Below are 23,747 nucleotides of genomic sequence, written 5' to 3'. Positions count from 1 at the left end.
CGCATGCGGACTTACCGTTTTCTGCTTCTTCTTGTTTCGCTGCTGTGCAGCATACCGGCTTCGGCGTCCCACGCCTACGCCCAGTTCGGTGACATCAAGTATCCCGCAGGCTTTGCCCACTTCGATTACGTCAACCCGGCGGCCCCCAAGGGCGGGGATATCACGCTGGTGCCGCCCACGCGGCTGTCCAATTTTGACAAATACAACCCGTTCACCCTCAAGGGTAGCGCACCCCCCGGCTTGGGAGCCCTGGTGTTCGAGTCCCTGCTGACCGGCACGCTGGACGAACCGACCACTGCCTACGGCCTGCTGGCGCAGGACGTCACGGTAGCGACCGACAAACTGTCCGCCGTCTTCACACTCAATCCGCAAGCCCGTTTCCACAACGGCGAGCCGGTGCTGGCGGCTGATGTGAAGCACTCCTTCGACCAGCTGACCTCGCTGGCAGCCGCGCCTCAGTACCGCACCATCTTCGGCGAGATCAAGGGCGTCACGGTGCTGGGCGAACGGGTGGTGCGCTTCGACTTCCGGCGCGTTAACGCCGAACTGCCACTGATTGCCGGCAGCCTGCCGGTCTTCAGCCGCAAGTGGGGAGGCGGAAAACCCCTTGACCAGATCGTGACCGACACGCCCATCGGCAGCGGCCCGTACCGCATCGGCAAGGTCAATTTCGGCAAGGACATCAGCTACGAGCGCGACCCGGCCTACTGGGCGCGCGACCTTAATGTGCGGCGCGGCCTGTTCAACTTCGACCGCATCACCTACAAGATCTACAAGGACAACACCGCCCAGCTGGAGGCCTTCAAGGCCGGCGAGTTCGACTACATCCAGGCCTTCATCGCGCGCGAATGGGCGCGTGCCTTCACAGGCAAGGCGTTTGACAAGGGCGAACTGATCAAGAAGGAGCTCAAGCACGGCAACGCCGGCGACTTCCAGGGTTTTCTGTTCAACCTGCGGCGCGACAAGTTCAAGGATGTGCGGGTGCGCGAGGCCATCGAACTGGCGATGGACTTCGAGTGGCTCAACCGCCAGCTGTTCTACAACGCCTACACCCGGGTGCGCGGTTATTTCGTCGGCAGCGACTTCGAGGCCCAGGGCAAACCATCGACCGAAGAATTGGCGGTGCTGGCGCCACTGCGCCGCCAACTGCCGCCGGCCGTCTTTACCGACGACGTGCCGCAGCCGCCCTTCACCAGTCTGGACCCAGCCTCCGGCCATACCCTGCGCGACAACCTGCGCCGCGCCCGCGATCTGCTGGCCCAGGCTGGTTGGACCTACCGCGACGGCGCGCTGCGCAACGCCAAGGGTGACGTCTTCAGCATCGAGTTCCTCGACAACTCTGGCTCCATGGGGCGGGTGGTGACGCCTTATGCCCGAAATCTGGAAAAGCTGGGCATTGCCGTGAACTACAAGGTGGTCGACTTCGCCATCCTGCAAAAGCGGCTGGATGTGTTTGACTTCGATGTCATCAGCAACCGCCTGATCGGTAGCGAGGCGCCGGGTACCGAACTGCTGGAGCGTTTCGGCTCCAAGGCGGCCGATACCGAAGGTTCGATGAATGTCATCGGCATCAAGAACCCGGCGGTTGATGCGCTGCTAGACCAGGTGATCTCAGCCCAGACCCGGTCCGAACTGGTGGCCCGGCTGCGTGCGCTCGATCGCGTGCTGCGCCACGGCCACTACGCCGTGCCGCACTGGTACGGCAGCGTGCACCGGGTGGCCTGGCGTGCCGGTCGTTTCGAGCAGCCGGCGGTGACGCCGCGTTATTACCAGCCCGAGAGCTGGGTCACGTCCGTCTGGTGGGCCTCCCCGGCCAACCGGGCACAAGCGGCCCAGGAAGGGAAATAAACCATGCTGGCCTACATCCTCAAGCGCCTGCTGCTCATGATTCCGACCCTGTTCGGCATCCTGCTGCTGACCTTTGTTGTCATCCAGTTCGTGCCGGGCGGGCCGGTGGAACAGATGGTGGCGCAACTGCAGGGGCGCGACAGCGGCGGGGAGGGCGCCGCGAGCGCCGGTGCCGGCTACCGCGGCCGCCAGGGCGTGGACGCCGCGCGCATCGCCGAGATCCGCGCCTTCTATGGTTTCGACAAGCCGGCCCCTGAGCGCTTCTGGCAGATGCTCAAGCAGTACGTCCGCTTCGACCTGGGCAAGAGCTTCTTTTATCCCAAGAGCGTGTGGGAACTGGTGAAGGAAAAGCTGCCGGTGTCCATCAGCCTGGGCCTATGGACCTTCTTCCTGAGCTACCTGATCTCGGTGCCGCTGGGCATCGCCAAGGCGGTGCGCGCCGGCAGCCGGTTTGACACCCTCACCAGCCTGCTCGTGCTGATCGGCTACGCCATTCCGGGTTTCGTGCTGGGGGTGGCCTTGCTGGTGATCTTTGGCGGCCAACTGCAGTGGTTCCCCTTGCGCGGCCTGACCTCCAGCAACTGGGACACCCTGAGCTGGGGCGCCAGGGTGGTGGACTACCTGTGGCACATCACGCTGCCGATCACCGCCAGCGTGCTGGGTGCCTTTGCTGTCACCACCATGCTCACCAAAAACGCCTTTCTGGAGGAGATTCGCAAGCAATACGTGCTGACGGCGCGCGCCAAGGGCCTGAGTGAGAACCGCGTGCTGTGGCGGCACGTGTTCCGCAATGCGCTCATTCCCATCGTCACCGGTTTCCCGGCCGCCTTCATCGGCGCCTTCTTCACCGGCTCGCTCCTGATCGAGACCCTGTTCTCGCTCGACGGGCTGGGTCTGTTGTCCTACGAGTCGGTGATGCGGCGCGACTACCCGGTGGTGCTGGGCACGCTTTACCTGTTCACGCTGATCGGCCTGGTGACCAAGCTCATTTCAGACCTTTGTTATGTCTGGGTTGACCCAAGAGTGAAGTTCGACTGATGAGCGCTGTTTCTCTTTCTCCCTCGCAGCGCGCCTGGCAGCGCTTCAAACGCAACCGCCTCGGTTACGTGAGCCTGCTGATCTTCTGCACGCTGTTCGTGCTCAGTCTGGGCGCCGAGCTGATCTCCAACGACAAGCCGCTGCTGGCGCGCTACAACGGCCAGTGGTATGTGCCGATCCTGAGCAACGTGCCGGAGACTACCTTCGGCGGCGATTTCGCCACGCCGACCGACTACCTCGACCCCTTCATCCAGCAGCAGTTCGCCCAACCCGGCAACTGGGCGCTGTACCCGCTCAACCGTTACCACCACAGCACCATCAACTACTTCGCCAAGGAACCCAACCCGAGCGGACCCTCAAGCGACAACTGGCTGGGCACGGACGACCGCGGGCGCGACGTGGTGGCGCGGCTGCTCTATGGTTTTCGCATCTCGGTGCTGTTCGCGCTGGCGCTGACGGTCGTTGGCGTGTTGCTGGGCGTGGTCACCGGGGCCATCCAGGGCTTTTTCGGCGGCAAGACCGATCTCTGGTTCCAGCGGTTCATCGAGATCTGGGGCTCCATGCCCGAGCTGTACCTGCTGATCATCTTCTCCGCCATGTTCGACCCCAGCGTGGCGTTGCTGCTGATCCTGCTCAGCCTGTTCGGCTGGATGGGGCTGTCCGACTATGTGCGGGCCGAGTTCCTGCGTAACCGCCAGCTCGACTACGTGCGCGCGGCGCGGGCGTTGGGCCTGTCGAACTGGCAGATCATCTGGCGCCACATCCTGCCCAACAGCCTGACGCCGGTAGTGACCTTCCTGCCGTTTCGCATGAGCGCGGCCATCCTGGCGCTGACCTCGCTTGATTTCCTGGGCCTGGGCGTGCCGCCGGGCACGCCGTCGCTGGGCGAGCTGCTGGCGCAGGGCAAGAACAACATCGATGCCTGGTGGATTTCTCTCAGCACCTTCGCTGTGCTGGTGGTCACGCTGCTGTTGCTGACCTTCATGGGCGATGCGTTGCGCGACGCGCTCGATCCGCGAAAGGCAGAAAAATGAGCCGTACTCTGCTGGACGTGAAAAACCTGCGTGTCGCCTTCGGCGGCAAGGAGGTCGTGCATAGTCTCGATTTCCAGGTTGCACCGGGAGAAAAGGTGGCGTTGGTGGGGGAGTCCGGCTCGGGCAAAACCGTCACGGCCCTGAGCCTGCTGCGCCTGGTGCAAAACGCCGCCATTTCTGGCGTTGCAAGCTTTTCCGGCCTCCAGCCCTCATCGGGCATGCGCGACCTGCTATCGATTCAGGAGCATGAGTTGCGCGGCATCCGCGGCCGCGACATCGCCATGATCTTCCAGGAGCCTATGACGGCGCTCAACCCGCTGTTCACCGTGGGAGAGCAGATTGCCGAGGTGCTGGAACTCAAGCTGGGCCTGGCCCGGGCGGACGCGGTGGTGCAGGCTGTGCAATTGCTGGCCGACACCGGCATCCCGGAGCCGGCGCGGCGTGCCAAGGCCTTTCCGCACCAGTTGAGCGGCGGCCAGCGCCAGCGCGCCATGATTGCCATGGCGCTGGCCTGCCAGCCGCGGCTGCTGCTGGCCGACGAGCCGACCACGGCGCTGGACGTCACCCTGCGCGGCCAGATCCTCGACCTGCTCACCGGCCTGCAGCAGAAGAACGGCATGGCGGTGCTGCTGATCACGCACGACCTGAACCTGGTGCACCGTTTTGCCGACCGCGTGATCGTGATGGAAAACGGCCACATCGTCGAACAGGGACGGGTGGCCGAGGTCTTTGCCAACCCGCAGCACAGCTACACCCGGCGCCTGATTGACAGCAGGCCGGTGCGCGATGTGCAGGAGACGCCCGTAGCCGCCGGCGCGGCACCGGTGATGCAGGCCCGCGGCTTGCGTGTGGGCTACCCGACGCCCTTGCCTGGCGTGCGCGGCTGGTTCCGCCATGGCGAGTTCGTGGCGGTGCACGATGCGGCCTTCACCATCCCGCCCGGTCATACCCTGGGTGTGATCGGCGAGTCCGGCTCGGGCAAGTCGACCCTGGCCCTGGCCGCGCTCGGCCTGCAGACCTTCACCGGCGAGCTGCGGGTGGCCGGGCAGGCCTGGGGGCAGCAGCAGGCGCACAACCGGGCGCTGCGCAAGGTGGTCTAGGTGGTGTTCCAGGACCCGTTTTCCTCCCTGTCGCCACGCCTGACGGTGGAAGAGATCGTAGGGGAGGGGCTGTTGGTTCATGCACCTTTGCTATCGATCCAGGAGCGACGAGCGCATGTTCTGCGGGCCCTGGACGAGGTTGGCCTGGGTGAGTCGCAATACCCGGGCCTGCTGCAGCGTTATCCGCACGAGTTTTCCGGTGGCCAGCGCCAGCGGCTGGCCATTGCCCGGGCATTGATCGTCGAGCCGCGCCTGCTGGTGCTGGACGAGCCTACCAGCGCGCTCGATGTGACGATCCAGAAGCAGGTGCTGCAGTTGCTCCAGCGCCTGCAGCGCGAGCGGGGCCTGAGCTACCTGCTGATCACCCACGATGTGGACGTGATCCGGGCCATGGCGCACGAGGTTCTCGTCATGAAAGACGGCCGGATCGTCGAGTCCGGCGCCGTTTCAGCCGTGCTGGATGCGCCCAGCCATCCGTACACCCGCACACTGGTCCGTTCCGCAGGCTAAATCAGCTTGAAAATCAAGGCATTAGCCCTGTTTTTCGGCTACAATTCGACAATTCTCGACCAAACGGGCGGATTACCAACCGCCCGTTTTTTTTGGTCGAACGCTTTTGATGGGGCAACAGGACACACGTGGCATTACAGGACATCGTCGAACAAACTGTGACCGGACTCGGTTATGACTTGGTGGAGATCGAGCGCTCTGCTGGGGGTTTGCTGCGCGTGACGATCGATTTGCCATGGGATCCGCAAGCCGCCGAGCAGTTCGTCAACGTCGAGGACTGCGAGAAGGTCACGCGCCAGCTGCAGTTTGCGCTGGAAGTCGATGGCATCGAATACAAGCGGCTCGAGGTGTCCTCGCCGGGCATCGACCGTCCGCTGCGTCATGAAAAAGATTTCGAGCGTTTTGCCGGCCAGGTGATCGACATCACGCTCAAGGCGCCCATGGGTGCGGCTGCGGCCGGCCAGGTCAGCGCCAACCGCAAGAAGTTTCGCGGCACGCTGGAGCGCGCCGAAGGCGGCCAGGGCTGGCAGATCGTCTGGAGCGACGAGCCGCCAGTGAAGCCGGGGCAGAAGGTCAGCAAGAAGCGCCCGCCGGCACCGGTGCAGGCGCTGGGCTTCACGCTGGATGAGCTGCGTGAGGCACGCCTGGCGCCGATCGTCAGCTTCAAGGGCCGCGGCGCAGCAGAAGGTTAAGGACGTTCTTGCCGGGGCAGCGCCTTCGGCAGGAGCGATGGTTTGGGTTTAGCAATGTGAGTTCGAGCGGGTGTGGGGCAAGGCTCCGCGCTCATCTGGTTATGGAGGTTAAAGGCATGAATCGCGAATTGTTGATGCTGGTGGAAGCCATTTCACGCGAGAAGAACGTTGAGCGTGACCTGGTGTTTGGTGCGGTCGAAGCCGCACTGGCGCAAGCCACGAAGAAGCTCTACGAGGGCGATGTGGACATCCGTGTCGCCATCGACCGCGACACCGGCAACTACGAAACGTTCCGCCGTTGGCACGTCGTTCCCGACGAGGCCGGCCTGCAGCTGCCCGACCAGGAAATCCTGCTGTTCGAAGCCAAGGAACAGATCCCCGACATCGAGGTGGACGAGTACATCGAGGAATCGGTGGACTCGGTGCCGATCGGCCGCATCGGCGCCATGGCCGCCAAGCAGGTCATCCTGCAGAAGATCCGTGACGCCGAGCGCGAAATGCTGCTCAACGACTTCATGTCGCGCGGCGACAAGATCTTCGTCGGTACCGTCAAGCGCATGGACAAGGGCGACATCATTGTCGAGTCCGGTCGCGTCGAAGGTCGTCTGCGCCGCAGCGAGATGATCCCGAAGGAAAACCTGCGTACCGGCGACCGCGTGCGCGCCATGATCATGGAAGTGGACCTGACGCTGCGCGGCGCGCCCATCATCCTGTCGCGCTCGGCCCCCGAGTTCATGATCGAGCTGTTCCGTCAGGAAGTGCCCGAGATCGAACAGGGCCTGCTGGAGATCAAATCCTGCGCCCGTGATGCCGGCTCGCGCGCCAAGATCGCCGTGCTGTCGCACGACAAGCGCGTCGATCCGATCGGCACCTGCGTCGGTGTGCGTGGCACGCGCGTCAACGCCGTCACCAACGAACTCGCAGGCGAGCGCGTGGACATCGTGCTGTGGAGCGAAGATCCGGCCCAGTTCGTGATCGGTGCCCTGGCCCCCGCCAACGTGCAGTCCATCGTGGTGGACGAGGAAAAGCACGCCATGGACGTGGTGGTGGACGAGGAAAACCTGGCGATTGCCATCGGCCGCGGCGGTCAGAACGTGCGCCTGGCGTCCGACCTGACGGGCTGGAAGATCAACATCATGGACGCGGCCGAATCGGCCCAGAAGCAGGCCGACGAAACCGGCACGCTGCGCAAGCTGTTCATGGAAAAACTCGATGTGGACGAGGAAATCGCCGACATCCTGATCGCCGAAGGTTTCACCAGCCTGGAAGAGGTGGCCTATGTGCCGCTGCAGGAAATGCTGGAAATCGAGAGCTTCGACGAGGACACGGTCAACGAGCTGCGCGCCCGCGCCAAGGATGCGCTGCTGACCATGGAAATTGCCCGCGAGGAAAGCGTCGAGGAAGTGTCGCAGGATCTGCGCGACCTCGAAGGCCTGACGCCGGAGCTGATTGCCAAGCTGGCCGACAACGGCGTTCACACCCTCGATGACCTGGCGGATCTCGCCGTGGACGAACTCACTGATATCACTGGCCAGTCTGCGGATGAAGCCAAGGCCCTGATCATGAAGGCGCGCGAACATTGGTTCACCAATGATGCCGCCTCTCAAGAGTAACGGTCATGAAAGGTTACCCAACAAATGTCCAGTACGACCGTCGCCGAGTTTGCAACCGAACTCAAGAAATCCACTGAAACGCTGATCGAGCAGCTCAAGGCTGCCGGCGTGTCCAAGGCATCTGCCGCCGACACCCTGACCGATGCCGACAAGCACAGCCTGCTGAACTACCTGCAGGCCAGCCATGGCACGGCTGCCCCTGAGCGCAAGAAGATCACGCTGGTCAAGAAGTCGACCACCGAGATCAAGCAGGCTGATGCCACCGGCAAGGCCCGCACCATCCAGGTTGAAGTGCGCAAGAAGCGCACCTTTGTCCGCCGCGATGAAGGCACCGAGGGTGCCGAGGGCGCTGCCGCCGAACCGGCACCGGAAGCCCAGGTTGAAGCCCCGGCAACTGCCCCGGCCATTGACAATGCCGAGCTCGTCCGGCGCGAGGAAGAGGCCCGTCGCCAGGCTGAGCTGATTCGCCGCCAGGAAGAGGATCTGGCCGAAAAACGCCGCCAGCGCGAAGAGACTGAAAAGCGCGAACGCGAAGCGGAAGAGCGTGCCGCAGCCTACGCTGCCGCCGAAGCGGAAAAGAAGAACCAGGCCACCGCCAGCAAGACCGATGCGACCGCTGAGGCCGCCGAGGCAGCCGCTGCACGTGCTGCGGCACAAGCCCAAGCGCGTGAAAAAGCCGCTGCTGAATCCAAGGCACGTGCCGAGGAAGAGGCTGCACGTGCCCAGGACCTGAACGAGCGCCGCCGCAAGGCCGAAGCCGAAGCTGCGGCCATCCGCTCCATGATGGCCGCACCGGCCAAGAGCGTGCTGGTGGCCAAGAAGGAAGAACCCAAGACCGCCAAGCCGGCTGAAGCCGGCAAAGCGGGCATGAAGGGCACCCTGCACAAGCCGGCAACCGGCAGCACCGCTGCCAAGGCAGCCCCTGCGGCCGGTGCCGGCACGGGCCCCGGCGCAGGCAAGGAAGTCAAGTCGGCCAAGCTGTCCAGCAGCTGGGCTGGCGATCCGGCCAAGAAAAAGGGTATTCCCACCCGTGGCGATTCCAGTGGCGGCGTGGGCCGTGGCAGCTGGCGCAGCGGTCCCAAGGGCCGACGCGGCAACGACCGTGACCGGGATGAACAGCAGACTCAGGCCGCACCGGTTGAAGCCCGCGTCATCGAGGTCCATGTGCCCGAAACCATCACGGTGGCCGAACTGGCCCACAAGATGGCGGTCAAGGCGTCCGAGGTCATCAAGCACTTGATGAAGCTGGGCCAGATGGTGACCATCAACCAGCCGCTGGATCAGGACACCGCCATGATCGTGGTGGAGGAAATGGGCCACAAGGCGATCGTGGCCGCTCTGGACGACCCGGAGGCCTTCACCGAAGAGGAAGCATCGGCACACCATGCCGAAGCCCTGCCGCGTGCGCCGGTGGTGACCGTCATGGGTCACGTCGACCACGGCAAGACCTCGTTGCTGGACTACATCCGCCGCGCCAAAGTGGCTTCGGGCGAAGCCGGCGGCATCACGCAGCACATCGGTGCCTACCACGTGGAAACGCCGCGCGGTATGGTGTCCTTCCTTGACACCCCGGGCCATGAGGCGTTCACCGCCATGCGTGCCCGCGGTGCCCAGGCGACCGACATCGTGATTCTGGTGGTGGCGGCCGACGACGGCGTCATGCCGCAGACCAAAGAAGCCATCAAGCACGCCAAGGCAGCCGGGGTGCCGATCGTGGTGGCGGTCAACAAGATCGACAAGCCCGACGCCAACCCCGAGCGCGTGAAGCAGGAGCTGGTGGCCGAGGAAGTGGTGCCCGAGGAATACGGCGGCGACTCACCCTTCGTGCCCGTGTCGGCCAAGACCGGCCAGGGCATCGACGACCTGCTGGAGCAGGTGTTGCTGCAGGCTGAAGTGCTGGAACTCAAGGCGCCGGTGGATGCCATGGCCAAGGGCCTGGTGATCGAAGCGCGTCTCGACAAGGGCCGTGGACCGGTTGCGACCGTGCTGGTGCAGTCCGGTACGCTCAGCACCGGCGACGTGGTGCTGGCCGGCCAGACCTATGGCCGCGTGCGCGCCATGCTGGACGAGAACGGCAAGCCGATCAAGGCGGCAGGTCCCTCCATTCCGGTGGAAATCCAGGGTCTGACCGAAGTGCCGCAAGCCGGTGACGAGTTCATGGTGATGACCGACGAGCGTCGTGCCCGTGAGATCGCCACCTACCGTGCCGGCAAGTTCCGCAACACCAAGCTGGCCAAGCAGCAGGCGGCCAAGCTGGAGAACATGTTCACCGACATGGCCGCCGGCGAAGTCAAGACGTTGCCCATCATCGTCAAGGCCGACGTGCAGGGTTCGCAGGAAGCGCTGGCCGCTTCCCTGCTCAAGCTGTCGACCGACGAAGTCAAGGTCCAGATGGTCTACTCCGCGGTTGGCGGCATCAGCGAGTCGGACGTCAACCTGGCCATTGCCTCCAAGGCGGTGATCATCGGCTTCAACACGCGTGCCGATGCCGGTGCGCGCAAGCTGGCCGAGAGCAACGATGTCGACATCCGCTACTACAACATCATCTACGACGCTGTGGATGACCTGAAGGCAGCCATGTCGGGCATGCTGGCACCGGAGAAGCGGGAAGAAGTCATCGGCATGGCCGAGATCCGTACGGTGTTCGTGGCATCCAAGATCGGCACGGTGGCGGGTTGTATGGTCACCTCCGGCTTCGTCAACCGCAGCGCGCATTTCCGCCTGCTGCGCGACAACGTCGTGATCTACACCGGCGAGCTCGATTCGCTCAAGCGCCTGAAGGATGACGTGAAGGAAGTCAAGGAAGGCTTCGAGTGCGGTATCAAGCTCAAGAACTTCAACGACATCAAGGAAGGTGATCAGCTGGAGTTCTTCGAGGTCAAGGAAATCGCCCGTACCATCTGATCCTCTATGGCAGCCAAGAAGTCATCAGCTCCGAACCGGAGTTTCAAAGTGGCCGATCAGATCCAGCGCGATCTGACGGAGCTGATCGCGCGCGAGTTGAAGGACCCGCGCGTGGGCATGGTGACGATCCAGGCGGTCGAGGTGACGCCGGACTACGCGCATGCCAAGGTCTTCTTCAGTCTGCTGGTCGGCGATCCGCGGCAGACAGAAGAGGCGTTGAACCAGGCGGCGGGTTTCCTGCGCAACGGGCTGTTCAAGCGTCTGCACATTCACACGGTGCCGACACTGCATTTCCTGTTTGACCGCACCACGGAGCGGGCGGCGGACATGAATGCCCTGATCGCCCAGGCCGTGGCTTCGCGTTCCAAAAACGAGGACTGACGATGAACGCGCCGCGCACGAGGGTGCCCAGGCGCCCCGTGCATGGGGTGCTTTTGCTGGACAAGCCGCTGGGGCTGTCCAGCAATCAGGCCTTGCAGAAGGCCAAGTGGCTGCTGCGTGCGGAAAAGGCCGGGCATACCGGAACACTCGATCCGCTGGCCACCGGCGTACTGCCCTTGTGTTTTGGCGCGGCGACCAAGTTCAGCCAGCTGCATCTGGATGCCGACAAGACCTACGAGACCACGGTACGCCTGGGCATCCGCACCAGCACCGCGGATGCCGAAGGCGACGTTGTGGCCACGCGGCCCGTCAATTGCAGCCTGGGCCAGGTCGTCGAGGTGCTGGACCAGTTCATGGGGCCGATCCGCCAGGTGCCGCCCATGCACAGCGCCCTGAAGAAGGACGGCAAGGCCTTGTATGAATATGCCCGCGAGGGCGAAACTGTAGAGCGCGAAGCGCGTGACGTGGTGATCCATGAACTGGAGCTGCTCGAAGCGCAGCTGCAGGGCGATGCGCCGAGCCTTCGCCTGCGTGTGACATGCAGCAAGGGCACTTACATCCGCACCTTGGGCGAGGACATCGGCGAAACCTTGGGCTGCGGCGGTCACCTGGTGGCCTTGCGTCGCATCGCCACCGGGCCGTTCGACGTGTCGCAGTGCGTCACGCTGGCCGAGCTGGATACGATGGAAGAGTCCGAGCGCCTGTCGCAATTGAAACCGGTCGATGCGCTGCTGGAAGGTCATGCCGCCGTCACGCTCGACCCCGAGAATGCCGGACGTTTCCTGAGCGGCTTGCGCCGCCGCGGTTCATGGCCGGATACCGAGCGGGTCGCCGTGTACGGCGAAGAACCGCATGCCCTGCTGGGCACGGCCCATGTCAAGGCCGGTGAGCTGATCCCCGGGCGCCTGTTGAGCCCATTAGAGATACAACAGATTTTGGAGAGTGAAACATGAGTAAAAAACAGATCCGCAACATTGCCATCATTGCCCATGTGGACCATGGCAAGACCACCATGGTCGACCAACTGCTGCGCCAGTCCGGCACCTTTGCCGAGCACGAGAAAGTGGTCGACACCGTGATGGACAACAACGCCATTGAAAAGGAACGTGGCATCACGATCCTGGCCAAGAACTGCGCCGTGAGCTGGGAAGGCACACACATCAACATCGTTGACACCCCTGGACACGCCGACTTCGGCGGCGAAGTGGAGCGTGCGCTGTCCATGGTGGACGGTGTGGTGCTGCTGATCGACGCGCAGGAAGGCCCGATGCCTCAGACCCGTTTTGTGACCAAGAAGGCCTTGGCGCTGGGTCTCAAGCCGATCGTGGTGGTGAACAAGGTGGACAAGCCGGGCGCCAACCCTGACAAGGTCGTCAACGCCGCGTTCGACCTGTTCGACAAGCTGGGGGCGACGGACGAGCAGCTGGATTTCCCCGTGGTCTATGCTTCGGGCATCAACGGCTGGTCATCTCTGGAAGAGGGGGCTCCGGGTGAGCAGTGGGGCTCCGACATGTCGGCCCTGTTCAACACCATCCTGAAGCATGTGCCGGCCCAGAAGGGCGATCCGGCCGCGCCGCTGCAGCTGCAGATTTCTGCGCTCGACTTTTCGACCTTTGTGGGCCGGATTGGCGTCGGCCGCATCAGCCAGGGCACCATCAAGCCCGGCATGGACGTGCTGGTGATGGAAGGTCCGGATGGCAAGTCGGTCAAAGGCCGCATCAACCAGGTGTTGACGTTCCAGGGCCTGGACCGCGTGCAGACGACGGAAGCCGGTCCCGGTGAAATCGTGCTGATCAACGGCATCAACGAAATCGGTATTGGCGTCACCATCACCGACCCGACCAACCCGGCACCGCTGCCCATGCTGAAGGTCGACGAACCGACCCTGATCATGAACTTCTGTGTCAACACCTCGCCGCTGGCCGGCCGCGAAGGCAAGTTCGTCACCAGCCGCCAGATCTGGGATCGCCTGCAGAAAGAACTGCAGCATAACGTGGCCTTGCGCGTCAAGGAAACCGACGAGGACGGTATCTTTGAAGTCGCCGGTCGCGGCGAACTGCACCTGACCATCCTGCTGGAAAACATGCGCCGCGAAGGCTACGAGCTGGCCGTTTCCAAGCCGCGCGTGGTGTTCCGCGAGATCAACGGCGAGAAGTGCGAGCCGATCGAGCTGGTGACGGCCGATATCGAAGAGCAGCACCAGGGGGCCGTGATGCAGGCCTTGGGCGAGCGCAAGGGCGAACTGGTGAACATGGAACCGGACGGCCGTGGCCGTGTGCGCCTGGAATACCGCATCCCGGCGCGTGGCCTGATCGGTTTTTCCAACGAATTCCTGAACCTGACGCGCGGTTCCGGTCTGATCTCCAACATCTTTGACGGCTACGAGCCGCACAAGGGCGAGATCGCCGGCCGCAAGAACGGCGTGCTGATCTCCATGGACGATGGTGAAATCTTCACCTACGCCCTTGGCAAGCTGGACGACCGCGGCCGCATGTTCGTGAAAGCCAACGACCCGGTCTACGAAGGCATGATCGTCGGCATCCACAGCCGCGACAACGACCTGGTGGTCAATGCCACGCGTACCAAACAGCTGACCAACTTCCGCGTCTCCGGCAAAGAAGACGCGATCAAGATCACGCCCCCGATCGACCTCACGCTGGAATACGGCGTGGAATTCATCGAGGACGATGAGCTGGTGGAAATCACGCCCAAGAGCGTGCGCCTGCGCAAACGTTTCCTGACGGAGAACGAGCGCAAGCGCTCCAAGCGCGACTGATAAAAGGTCGATGCGACTCACCCATCAGCAGGCCGTGTTCCTGATGGTGGCGGTGGCCCTGATGTGGTCCATCGCCGGCGTGGTCACGCGTCATCTGGAGTCTGCGCGCAGCTTCGAGGTGACGTTCTGGCGCAGCTTCTTCACGGCCGTCTCACTGTTGGTGATCTTGCCGCTGTGGCGCGGCCCCACCGCTGTGTGGCACCAGTTGCGCAGGGCGCCACCTGCGCTCTGGTGGTCCGGCCTGTGCTGGAGCGGGATGTTCACGTCCTTCATGCTGGCGTTGACCATGACCAGCGTGGCCGGCGTGCTCGTGATCTCGTCCCTCAATCCGCTGTTTACCGCGCTGCTGGCGCGCATCTTCCTGCGGCAACACATCGTCTGGTTTACCTGGCTGACGATTGTGCTGGCCGGCCTGGGTATGGTCTGGATGTTCGGCGGCCAGGCTGGGGGGAACAGCTGGCAGGGCATGGCCGTGGCATTGCTGGTCCCGCTGACGGCCGCGATCAACTGGATCGTGGTGCAGCACGCCCACGCCAAGGGGGAAGACGTCGATCTGGTGCCCTCGGTGCTGGTCGGCGGCCTGATCTCCGCACTGGTCACATTACCGCTGGCGCTGCCCCTACAGGCAACGGCGCACGACATCGGCCTGCTGGCACTTCTGGGACTGGTTCAGCTGGCGATTCCCTGTACGCTTCTGGTGGTCTGCGCACGCGTCCTGAAGGCGCCCGAGGTATCGCTGCTGGCACAGCTTGAGATCCTTTTCGGCATTCTGCTGGTCTGGGTGGGTGCCGGTGAACGGCCGAGCACCTCGATCCTGCAGGGCGGGGCGCTAGTGCTGTTCGCTCTATTGGTCAATGAATGGATGCTCTGGAACAAGAAACGATGAATCACGCCATCAACTACAGCTGCCCTGAAGTCCTTACCGAGATTCGCGGCCACATCGGCTGCATCACCCTGAACCGGCCTCGTGCGCTCAATGCGCTGTCGCTGCCCATGATCCGGGCGCTTAATGCCACCCTGCTGGCCTGGCGCGAGGATGAACAGGTGCAGGCCGTGGCCATTCGCGGCATGGGCAAGGAGGGGCCATTCGGCGCTTTCTGCGCCGGCGGAGACATCCGCTTCTTTCATCAGGCCGTGATGGCCGCCAATGCCGAGCTGGAGGACTTCTTCACCGAGGAGTACTCGCTCAACCACCTGATCCATCACTACCCCAAACCCTACATTGCCTTCATGGACGGCATCGTCATGGGCGGCGGCATGGGCATCAGCCAAGGCGCGAAGCTGCGCATCGTGACGCCCCGCACCAAGATGGCCATGCCGGAGACCAACATCGGCCTGTTTCCCGATGTCGGCGGTGGCTGGTTCCTGGGCCGCTGTCCGGGCCGTGCGGGGGAATGGTTGGCCCTGACGGGCGACGTCATCGACGCTGGCAATGCGCTGGCCATGAAACTGGCTGACGCCTGTTTTGAGCCGAGCCTGCTGGGTGCCGCATGGGATGGCCTGGCTGCCATGCCAAGGGTGGACGAGGCCGCATTGAATGCCTGGGCTGCGACCTATTCAATCGCATGCGAAGACCAGGGGGCGCCGGCCCGGGCCGACATGGACCGTTATTTTGGCCTCGGTTCCGTGCCCGACATCCTCCATGCCTTGGACAAGGCCGATTCAGACTGGGCACGTGCCAATGCAAACACCCTGCGCAAACGATCGCCGCTGATGATGGCGGTCACGCTGGAACTGGTACGCCGCGCCCGCGGCATGACACTGGCACAAGACCTCCGGCTGGAACGCGACATCGTGCGTCACTGCTTTACCTCTTTGCATCTGGACCGCTTCGGCCCTTCGACCGAGACCATGGAAGGCATCCGGGCCCTGGTGATCGACAAGGACCAGACGCCGCACTGGAATCCGGCACGCATCGAGGAGGTGACGCCGGAGATGGTGGCGGGCTTCTTCGTCTCGCCCTGGCCGGCCTATGCGCATCCGCTGCGCGACCTTGCCTGAAGGGGCCACGCCAGAGAACCAGGCCGGAATTCGCTGATCAGCGGTTGCGGCCCTTCATGGCGCGCTCCACCTCGCGCTTGCCTTCGCGCTCCTTGATGGTGTCGCGCTTGTCGTGCTCGGCCTTGCCCTTGGCCAGCCCGATCTCGCATTTGATGCGGCCGTTCTTCCAGTGCATGTTCAGCGGCACCAGGGTGTAGCCTTTTTGTTCGACCTTGCCGATCAGACGGCGAATCTCGTCCTTCTTCAGCAGCAGTTTCTTGGTGCGCACGGCATCGGGTGTCACGTGGGTCGATGCGCTCTTGAGCGGGTTGATCTGGCAGCCGATGATGTACATCTCGCCGTCGCGGATCACGACGTAGCCGTCGGTCAGCTGCACCTTGCCCTCGCGCACGGCCTTCACCTCCCAACCCTCGAGCACCATGCCGGCCTCGAAGCGCTCCTCAATGAAATAGTTGAAGACGGCCTTCTTGTTGTCGGCAATGCGGGAAGAGGTATCGGGTTTTTTGGCCATGGAAGTCAGATGGGGACACACCGCAAACTTACAATTGCCGGTGGTTTGGCGTGTGCCAACCCTGCATTCTATGAAAACTGTTCACAAGTCCGTCCTGATCTGGTACAGCCCGCAGGAAATGTATGAGCTGGTCACAGGTGTGGCCGACTACCCCAAGTTTCTTCCCTGGTGCGATCACGCCCGGGTGCTGGAGCAGCACGCCAGCGGCGTGACGGCTGAAGTCGGCATCTCATTCAGCGGCATCCGGCAAACCTTCACCACGCGCAATGAACATGTGCCTGGACGCGAAGTCAGTATGCAGCTGGTCAACGGGCCTTTTTCCAAGCTGGAAGGTCGCTGGACCTTTTTGCCGGTGGGCGAGGGCCATCAGCGCGCCTGCAAGGTGGAGCTGACGCTGCACTATGGTTTTTCCAATGCGGTACTGGGCAAGCTGGTGGGGCCGGTGTTCGACCGCATCGCCGCCAGTCTGGTCGACGCTTTCGTCAAACGGGCTGAACAGGTCTACGGCGGTTGAAAAGATGCACATCGAGATCACCGTCGCCTTTTCTCCCAGCGCGCGTGTCGTGCATGAAATCCCGCTGTGCCTGCCGCTCGGGGCGACGGTGGCACAGGCGCTGGAACAGAGCGGACTGCAGAAACTCTTTCCGGAGTTGGATTGGCGGCTTGCCGGAGTGGGCATCTGGGGACGCAAGGCCACAATGGATCAGGTCTTGCGAGCAGACGACCGGCTTGAAATCTACCGGCCGTTGCGGGTCGACCCCAAGGTGGCGCGGCGTGAACGCTTCGCCAAGCAAGGTGCCCGTACGACCGGTCTGTTCGCCCGGCAAAGGCCCGGCGCCAAGACCGGCTACTGAGCGTCAGCCTTACTTGCAGTTCTCGTCGATGATGCCCTGCAGGCGCTGTGCCTCTGAGGCACGGCCACCTTCATCCAGGAACTCACGTTCCCCTTTTTCATTGATGCGCATCTGACGCACGCCGGCATCCAGGCTGGCCTTGGCCTGGCGTGCACGGTTGCAGTTGTCAGCCTGGGCCCGTGCCACGCGTTCCTCTTCCTGCCGGCGTCTGGCTGTTTCAGCATCGGCAGCCTGTTTTTTCTTCTCAGCCAGCTCCTTGTCTTCCCCCGTCGCCTTGGTGGCTGAAGCAGCGGGCGTTGCCGTGGTATTGCTGGCGGGCGTCTCGACGGCTGGCGCAGACATGCCGGGCTGCTTGAGGATGTTCTTCTCCGGCACGTCCACTGGCGGCGGCCGGTCGCTGAAGACCTTGCGGCCGGCCTTGTCGATCCACTGCCACTGGGCAAAAGCGGAAAGGGAAAAGGCGAGGGCGGTGATGGCAATGAGGGGCTGGACAAGCTTCATGCGGGCAGTGTAGCGTCCAAGACGGCTTGCGAGACAGGGCTTGGGTGCCATCAGGCAGCCCCATCAGTCCGTCTGTCGACCCGGTCGCCATGAAAAAAGCCGGCGAGGCGGGTACAATCCGTTTTTTGGAGCTTTCACATGCGCCTTCTCGGTAAAGCGCTCACCTTCGACGATGTGTTGCTGGTGCCAGCGTTCTCCCAGGTCCTGCCCAAGGACACTTCCCTTGCGACCCGCTTCTCCCGCAACATCGCCCTGAACCTGCCGCTGGTGTCCGCCGCCATGGACACGGTCACGGAAGCCCGTCTGGCGATCGCCATTGCCCAGGAAGGCGGCATCGGCATCATCCACAAGAACCTCACGCCGCAAGACCAGGCTGCCCACGTGGCCAAGGTCAAGCGCTATGAGTCCGGCGTGCTGCGCGACCCGGTGGTCATCACCCCCGAACACACGGTGCTGCAGGTGCTGCAGCTCTCCGAGCAACTGGGCATTTCGGGTTTCCCGGTGTGCGACGGCGGCAAGGTGGTTGGCATCGTGACGGGGCGCGACCTGCGCTTTGAAACCCGTTACGACGTCAAGGTGCACCAGATCATGACGCCGCGCGAGAAGCTCATCACGGTCAACGAGAAGGAAGGCACCTCTCCTGCGGAGGCCAAGGCTTTGCTGAACAAGCACAAGCTGGAGCGCATTCTGGTGGTGAATGACGCCTTCGAACTCAAGGGCCTGATCACGGTGAAGGACATCACCAAGCAGACCAGCTTCCCCAACGCCGCGCGCGATGCCTCGGGCCGCCTGCGCGTCGGTGCGGCAGTCGGTGTGGGCGAGGGCACGGAAGAGCGCGTTGAAGCCCTGGTCAAGGCCGGTGTCGATGCCATCGTGGTCGATACGGCGCACGGCCACAGCAAGGGCGTGATCGAACGCGTGCGCTGGGTCAAGCAGAACTACCCGCAGGTGGACGTGATCGGCGGCAACATCGCCACCGGCGCCGCGGCGCTGGCACTGGCCGAAGCCGGTGCCGATGCCGTCAAGGTCGGCATCGGTCCCGGCTCCATCTGCACCACCCGCATCGTGGCCGGTGTGGGTGTGCCGCAGATCATGGCCATCGACAACGTGGCCACGGCGCTCAAGGGCACCGGCGTGCCGCTGATTGCCGACGGCGGCATCCGCTACAGCGGCGACATCGCCAAGGCCCTGGCCGCTGGCGCCAGCACCATCATGATGGGCGGCATGTTCGCCGGCACCGAAGAAGCGCCCGGCGAGGTCATCCTGTACCAGGGCCGCAGCTACAAGAGCTATCGCGGCATGGGCAGCATCGGCGCCATGCAACAGGGCAGTGCCGACCGTTACTTCCAGGAGTCCAGCACCGGCAATCCGAATGCCGACAAACTGGTGCCCGAAGGCATCGAAGGCCGTGTGCCCTACAAGGGTTCGATGGTCTCCATCGTGTTCCAGATGGCCGGCGGCGTGCGTGCGGCCATGGGTTATTGCGGCTGCGCGACGATTGAAGAGATGAACAACAAGGCCGAGTTCGTCGAAATCACCACCGCCGGCATCCGCGAAAGCCATGTGCACGACGTGCAGATCACCAAGGAAGCGCCCAATTACCGGGCGGACTAAGGTATACCCCCAGGCTGCGCGCACTTCGTGTCGCTGCGCCACCCCCCTTGCAGGGGGCAACACCAGCGGACCGGCAGAGCCGGATCCGCGGTGTTCCTGGATTGAAGACACCTGTACTGTTCGCATGACTATGCAGCACCAAAAGATTCTTATCCTCGACTTCGGCTCCCAGGTTACCCAGCTGATCGCGCGCCGCGTGCGCGAGGCCCATGTGTACTGCGAAGTGCATCCCTGCGACGTGAGTGACGAGTGGGTTCGTCAGTACGCAGCCGACGGCCAGCTCAAGGGCGTGATCCTCTCGGGCAGCCATGCCAGCGTCTACGAGGAAACGACCGACAAGGCGCCGCAGGCGGTGTTCGAACTGGGCGTGCCGGTGCTGGGCATCTGCTACGGCATGCAGACCATGGCGCAGCAGCTCGGTGGCAAGGTCGAAAGCGGCCACCAGCGCGAGTTCGGTTATGCCGAGGTGCGGGCCCACGGCCACACGGCGCTGCTCAAGGACATTGCCGATTTCACCACGGCCGACGGCCACGGCATGCTCAAGGTCTGGATGAGCCACGGTGACAAGGTCACCGAATTCCCGCCCGGCTTCAAGCTGATGGCGTCCACGCCGAGCTGCCCGATTGCCGGCATGGCCGATGAGCAGCGCCGCTTCTATGCCGTGCAGTTCCACCCCGAGGTCACGCACACGGTGCAGGGCAGGGCGATTCTGGAACGCTTTGTGCTGGACATCTGCGCCGTCACCCCAGACTGGGTGATGCGTGACCACATCGCCGAAGCAGTGGAAGCCATCCGCAAACAGGTGGGCGACGAGGAGGTCATCCTCGGCCTGTCCGGCGGCGTGGATTCCTCGGTGGCTGCGGCGCTGATCCACCGGGCCATTGGCGACCAGCTGACCTGCGTTTTCGTGGACCACGGCCTGCTGCGCCTCAACGAAGGCGACATGGTGATGGACATGTTTGCCGGCAAGCTGCACGCCAAGGTGGTGCGCGTTGATGCCAGCGAGCTGTTCCTGGGCAAGCTGGCAGGGGTGAGCGATCCGGAGCAAAAACGCAAGATCATCGGCGGCCTGTTTGTTGACGTTTTCAAGGCGGAAGCTGCCAAGCTGACGGCCTCGGGCGCCAGCAAAAAAGGAGCGACCTTCCTGGCGCAGGGCACCATCTACCCGGACGTCATCGAGTCCGGCGGCGCCAAGAGCAAGAAGGCCGTCACCATCAAGAGCCACCACAACGTCGGCGGCCTGCCCGAGCAACTGGGTCTGAAGTTGCTGGAGCCGCTGCGCGACCTGTTCAAGGACGAGGTGCGTGAACTCGGCGTGGCGCTGGGCTTGCCGCACGACATGGTGTACCGCCATCCCTTCCCGGGACCGGGTCTGGGTGTGCGCATCCTGGGCGAAGTCAAGAAGGACTATGCCGATCTGCTGCGCCGCGCCGATGCCATCTTCATTGAGGAATTGCGGTCCACCATCGAGCCGAATTCCGGCAAGAGCTGGTACGACCTGACCAGCCAGGCCTTCACGGTGTTCCTGCCGGTCAAGAGCGTGGGCGTGATGGGCGATGGCCGCACCTACGATTACGTGGTGGCCTTGCGTGCCGTGCAGACGAGTGATTTCATGACCGCTGACTGGGCAGAACTGCCCTATGCACTGCTCAAGAAAGTGTCGGGCCGCATCATCAACGAGGTTCGTGGCATCAACCGCGTCACCTACGATGTCAGCAGCAAACCGCCGGCCACCATCGAGTGGGAGTGAATTTATGTCCTTCGAGGACTATCGCTAGCTATCGAAAAACTGACGTAACGCGTTGATTTAGAAGAAAATACGTCACGGCAGCTATCGGTAGCTATCGCCGGCCAGCAGAAAAAGTTGACGGTAGAGCTGACGGTAAAAATCGAGGCCGGATTAAGACACTCTCGTTCACTATTCAGACTTTTACCGTCTTTGACGGTAAAAGCCTTCTCGGGAAAGCTTGTTTCATGGGGCTTTCCGGACATCAGCAGGTCTCCAGGTCCCTGACGGTAAAACCTGACGGTAAATCCGTCACATGCCGGAGGAAACCTCAATGCTGACCGACGCTGCACTACGCAATTTCAAACCTAAGTCCAAGATTTATAAGGCTTCTGACCGAGACGGGATGTACGTGACGGTATCGCCTGGCGGAACGATCACGTTCCGCTACGACTACCGGCTCCACGGCCGCCGCGAGACGCTGACCCTCGGACGCTATGGCCCTGGTGGCATCTCGCTGGCAATGGCGCGCGAACTGCTGCTGGACGCGCGCAAAGCCGTTCTCAAGGGTGTCTCGCCCGCGCTGGAAAAGCAGCGTGAGAAACGCCGGGTGGTCGCCATCAAGACCTTCGGCGCGGTGATGGAGACGTGGCTGGCCAACGCAAGGCTGGCCGACAGCACCCGCGCCATGCGCAAGCACATCATCGACCGGGACATCCTGCCGGTCTTCCAGAATCGCCTGCTGACCGAAATCCAGGCCGAAGACCTGCGGGCCTTGTGCAACAAGGTCAAGGAGCGTGGAGCGCCGGCCACGGCGGTACAGATTCGGGACATCGTGAAGCAGGTCTATGTCTACGCCATCGCCCACGGTGAGAAGGTGGACAACCCCGCCGACAGCGTGGGCGCGGCCTCGATCGCCACCTTTGTGCCGAAAGATCGCGCCCTGTCGCCGCTGGAAATTCGGCTGTTCATGCAGCAGATGGAATCGGTGGCGACCTATCCGACCATCAAGCTGGCGCTGCGCTTGATCCTGCTGACGCTGGTACGCAAGAGCGAACTGATCCAGGCCACTTGGGATGAGGTCGACTTCGAGAGCAAGACCTGGACGATTCCTAAGCAGCGGATGAAGGGGCGCAACCCGCACGTGGTCTATCTATCGCGCCAGACGCTCGACATCTTCGTGACGTTGCACGCCTGCGCGGCGGGATCAAGGTTTGTTTTTCCTTCTCGCTACGATGCAGAGCGGTGCATGTCCAACGCCACTTTGAATCGCGTCACGGGGCTCGTGGTGGAGGCGGCAAAGACCAAGGGGCTGCCGCTGCAACCCTTCACCGTCCATGACCTGCGCCGCACCGGCTCGACGCTGTTGAACGAAATCGGCTTCAACCGCGACTGGATCGAGAAGTGCCTGGCGCACGAGGACGGGCGTTCCTCGCGCTCGGTTTACAACAAGGCCGAGTACGCCGAGCAGCGGCGCCACATGCTGCAAGAGTGGGCCAACCTGGTCGATGCCTGGGGCGGCGGGCAGACCTACGTGCCGAAGCTGCTGCCGGCGAACGTGGTGGTGCCGGCGTTGAGCGCGATGGCCTGAAACAGCGGTTTGGTTGTCACTTGACAACCCAGCCAATCATCCCCATACTGGAGATCACTGATGGCTCGTTCCCCTCATCCGAAGAAAGAGGTCGAGGAAGCTCTCAGGCACGCCGAAGGGCAGGGCTGGCGCGTCGAAGTCGGCGGCAGCCACGCTTGGGGGCGGATGTACTGCCCGTACAACGATGAAGAATGTCGCTGCGGCGAGTTCTGTATCACCAGCGTATGGAGCACGCCGAAGAATCCCGGCAACCACGCGCGCGCCTTGCGGCGCGTCGTGGACAACTGCACCACGCACCGGCCGCAGCGCGACGCCGATGATGGTGCCAAGGAGTAGCGCGATGGAATACACCTTTACTCTGAAATACCAGCTCACGGACGATGACCGCGACCCCGATGCACTGGTGGAGCGCCTGGGCGAAGCCGGCTGCGACGATGCCTTGGTCGGCATCGGGCAGCCGGGGCGTCTGGCGCTGGAGTTCACCCGCGAAGCGGCCGACGCCGGTGCCGCCGTGCGCAGCGCATTGGCGGACGTGCGCCGTGCGGCGCCGTCGGCCAAGCTGATCGAGGTGGCACCGGATCTGGTTGGGCTGACCGATGTGGCGGACATCGTGGGCGTATCGCGGCAGAACATGCGCAAGCTGATGTTGGCCCATCCGGGCAGCTTCCCGGCGCCAGTGCATGAGGGCAGCGCGTCGATCTGGCACCTCGCGGACGTGCTGACTTGGATGCAGGCCAAGGGCAGCTACTCGCTGGCCAAGGACGTGCTGGACGTGGCGCGGGTGGCCTTGCAGGTCAACGTGGCGAAGGAAGGCCGGCGGCTGCCGCACTCGGCGTCCAAGGAACTGCAAGCCTTGGTCGGATAAAGGGCGTTGCCCTGTTTCATCCCCCACTCGAACCCGCCCGAACAGGGCGGGTTTTTCGTAGGTGGACATCCGGTTTCGAGACGCTGCCGCGACGAGCTTCCTTGCGATGCTCGAGCCACGCTTCCACCTCGGCCAAGTCCCACACGACGCAGCGCGGCGTCAGGTTGAAGCGACGCGGAAACTCACCG

The 23,747-nt window shown here is 63.3% G+C and carries 21 protein-coding genes and 1 pseudogene; 19 read left to right on the top strand and 3 right to left on the bottom strand.

What is annotated here, in order from left to right; genetic code table 11:
• Positions 1–3 precede the first annotated feature (3 nt).
• From CDE01S_RS15090 to CDE01S_RS15035, 12 genes and pseudogenes are all read left to right on the top strand, one after another.
• Entirely contained in the window at positions 4–1,848 is a 1,845-nt protein-coding gene (locus CDE01S_RS15090) for an extracellular solute-binding protein (RefSeq protein ID WP_066709379.1), read from the top strand.
• Between the two features lie 3 nt (positions 1,849–1,851).
• Positions 1,852–2,886, top strand: a complete 1,035-nt coding sequence (locus CDE01S_RS15085) for a microcin C ABC transporter permease YejB (protein ID WP_066709376.1) — start codon at positions 1,852–1,854, stop codon at positions 2,884–2,886.
• Positions 2,886–3,920, top strand: coding sequence for an ABC transporter permease (locus CDE01S_RS15080; protein ID WP_066709373.1), 1,035 nt, complete (start codon positions 2,886–2,888; stop codon positions 3,918–3,920). The genes CDE01S_RS15085 and CDE01S_RS15080 overlap by 1 nt, the downstream gene beginning before the upstream one ends.
• Positions 3,917–5,530: pseudogene (locus CDE01S_RS15075) on the top strand (ABC transporter ATP-binding protein). The gene CDE01S_RS15080 and the pseudogene CDE01S_RS15075 overlap by 4 nt, the downstream one beginning before the upstream one ends.
• Positions 5,531–5,658: 128 nt before the next feature.
• Positions 5,659–6,222, top strand: a complete 564-nt coding sequence (rimP, locus tag CDE01S_RS15070) for a ribosome maturation factor RimP (RefSeq protein WP_066709370.1) — start codon at positions 5,659–5,661, stop codon at positions 6,220–6,222.
• Between the two features lie 116 nt (positions 6,223–6,338).
• Positions 6,339–7,835, top strand: coding sequence for a transcription termination factor NusA (gene nusA / locus CDE01S_RS15065; protein WP_066709368.1), 1,497 nt, complete (start codon positions 6,339–6,341; stop codon positions 7,833–7,835).
• 24 nt (positions 7,836–7,859) lie between these two features.
• Entirely contained in the window at positions 7,860–10,739 is a 2,880-nt protein-coding gene (infB, locus tag CDE01S_RS15060; RefSeq protein WP_066709366.1) for a translation initiation factor IF-2, read from the top strand.
• Positions 10,740–10,745: 6 nt separating this feature from the next.
• Entirely contained in the window at positions 10,746–11,120 is a 375-nt protein-coding gene (gene rbfA, locus CDE01S_RS15055) for a 30S ribosome-binding factor RbfA (protein WP_066709363.1), read from the top strand.
• 2 nt (positions 11,121–11,122) lie between these two features.
• Complete coding sequence (truB, locus tag CDE01S_RS15050; RefSeq protein WP_066709360.1) at positions 11,123–12,073, top strand: tRNA pseudouridine(55) synthase TruB; 951 nt, start codon at positions 11,123–11,125, stop codon at positions 12,071–12,073.
• Positions 12,070–13,896 carry a translational GTPase TypA gene (typA, locus tag CDE01S_RS15045; RefSeq protein ID WP_066709357.1) on the top strand — a complete coding sequence of 609 codons (1,827 nt, stop codon included), beginning with the start codon at positions 12,070–12,072 and terminating at the stop codon, positions 13,894–13,896. The genes truB and typA overlap by 4 nt, the downstream gene beginning before the upstream one ends.
• Positions 13,897–13,906: 10 nt before the next feature.
• Complete coding sequence (locus tag CDE01S_RS15040; protein ID WP_066709355.1) at positions 13,907–14,782, top strand: DMT family transporter; 876 nt, start codon at positions 13,907–13,909, stop codon at positions 14,780–14,782.
• Positions 14,779–15,897: an enoyl-CoA hydratase/isomerase family protein gene (locus tag CDE01S_RS15035; RefSeq protein ID WP_066709352.1), complete on the top strand. Its 1,119-nt coding sequence runs from the start codon at positions 14,779–14,781 to the stop codon at positions 15,895–15,897. Before CDE01S_RS15040 ends, CDE01S_RS15035 begins: the two co-directional genes overlap by 4 nt.
• 37 nt (positions 15,898–15,934) lie before the next feature.
• On the opposite strand, the gene smpB is transcribed toward CDE01S_RS15035, so the two are convergent.
• On the bottom strand, positions 15,935–16,408 hold the full coding sequence (gene smpB, locus CDE01S_RS15030) for an SsrA-binding protein SmpB (RefSeq protein WP_066709349.1): 474 nt from the start codon (positions 16,406–16,408) through the stop codon (positions 15,935–15,937).
• A 70-nt stretch (positions 16,409–16,478) separates the two neighbouring features.
• Between smpB and CDE01S_RS15025 the strand changes: the two genes are divergently transcribed.
• A complete protein-coding gene (locus CDE01S_RS15025; protein ID WP_066709346.1) occupies positions 16,479–16,922 on the top strand; it encodes a type II toxin-antitoxin system RatA family toxin in 444 nt (147 codons plus the stop codon).
• Positions 16,923–16,926: 4 nt separating this feature from the next.
• Positions 16,927–17,262 carry an RnfH family protein gene (locus CDE01S_RS15020; RefSeq protein ID WP_066709344.1) on the top strand — a complete coding sequence of 112 codons (336 nt, stop codon included), beginning with the start codon at positions 16,927–16,929 and terminating at the stop codon, positions 17,260–17,262.
• A gap of 9 nt (positions 17,263–17,271) precedes the next feature.
• Here the strand turns inward: CDE01S_RS15020 and CDE01S_RS15015 are convergent, their stop codons facing one another.
• Positions 17,272–17,763 (bottom strand): DUF4124 domain-containing protein, encoded by a 492-nt coding sequence (locus tag CDE01S_RS15015; protein ID WP_066709342.1) that lies wholly within the window; start codon positions 17,761–17,763, stop codon positions 17,272–17,274.
• 138 nt (positions 17,764–17,901) lie between these two features.
• Between CDE01S_RS15015 and guaB the strand changes: the two genes are divergently transcribed.
• The 5 genes from guaB to CDE01S_RS14990 all read left to right on the top strand — a co-directional run bounded on the left by guaB (position 17,902) and on the right by CDE01S_RS14990 (position 23,559).
• On the top strand, positions 17,902–19,377 hold the full coding sequence (guaB, locus tag CDE01S_RS15010; RefSeq protein ID WP_066709337.1) for an IMP dehydrogenase: 1,476 nt from the start codon (positions 17,902–17,904) through the stop codon (positions 19,375–19,377).
• 130 nt (positions 19,378–19,507) lie between these two features.
• Complete coding sequence (gene guaA, locus CDE01S_RS15005) at positions 19,508–21,127, top strand: glutamine-hydrolyzing GMP synthase (RefSeq protein WP_066709334.1); 1,620 nt, start codon at positions 19,508–19,510, stop codon at positions 21,125–21,127.
• Between the two features lie 310 nt (positions 21,128–21,437).
• A complete protein-coding gene (locus CDE01S_RS15000) occupies positions 21,438–22,694 on the top strand; it encodes a tyrosine-type recombinase/integrase (protein ID WP_066709331.1) in 1,257 nt (418 codons plus the stop codon).
• 60 nt (positions 22,695–22,754) lie between these two features.
• Positions 22,755–23,030 (top strand): hypothetical protein, encoded by a 276-nt coding sequence (locus CDE01S_RS14995; RefSeq protein ID WP_066709329.1) that lies wholly within the window; start codon positions 22,755–22,757, stop codon positions 23,028–23,030.
• Positions 23,031–23,034: 4 nt separating this feature from the next.
• Complete coding sequence (locus CDE01S_RS14990) at positions 23,035–23,559, top strand: helix-turn-helix transcriptional regulator (protein WP_066709326.1); 525 nt, start codon at positions 23,035–23,037, stop codon at positions 23,557–23,559.
• Positions 23,560–23,575: 16 nt separating this feature from the next.
• On the opposite strand, the gene CDE01S_RS18260 is transcribed toward CDE01S_RS14990, so the two are convergent.
• Positions 23,576–23,747, bottom strand: a 172-nt coding sequence (locus CDE01S_RS18260) for a helix-turn-helix transcriptional regulator (RefSeq protein ID WP_157077142.1), incomplete at its 5' end; no start/stop codon positions are given.

It is taken from the genome of Curvibacter delicatus NBRC 14919 (genome assembly GCF_001592265.1).
Taxonomy (GTDB): Bacteria; Pseudomonadota; Gammaproteobacteria; order Burkholderiales; family Burkholderiaceae_C; genus Hylemonella; species Hylemonella delicata.
Note: the sequence above shows the minus strand (reverse complement) of the source record. Positions and strands in the feature narration are given on the sequence as shown.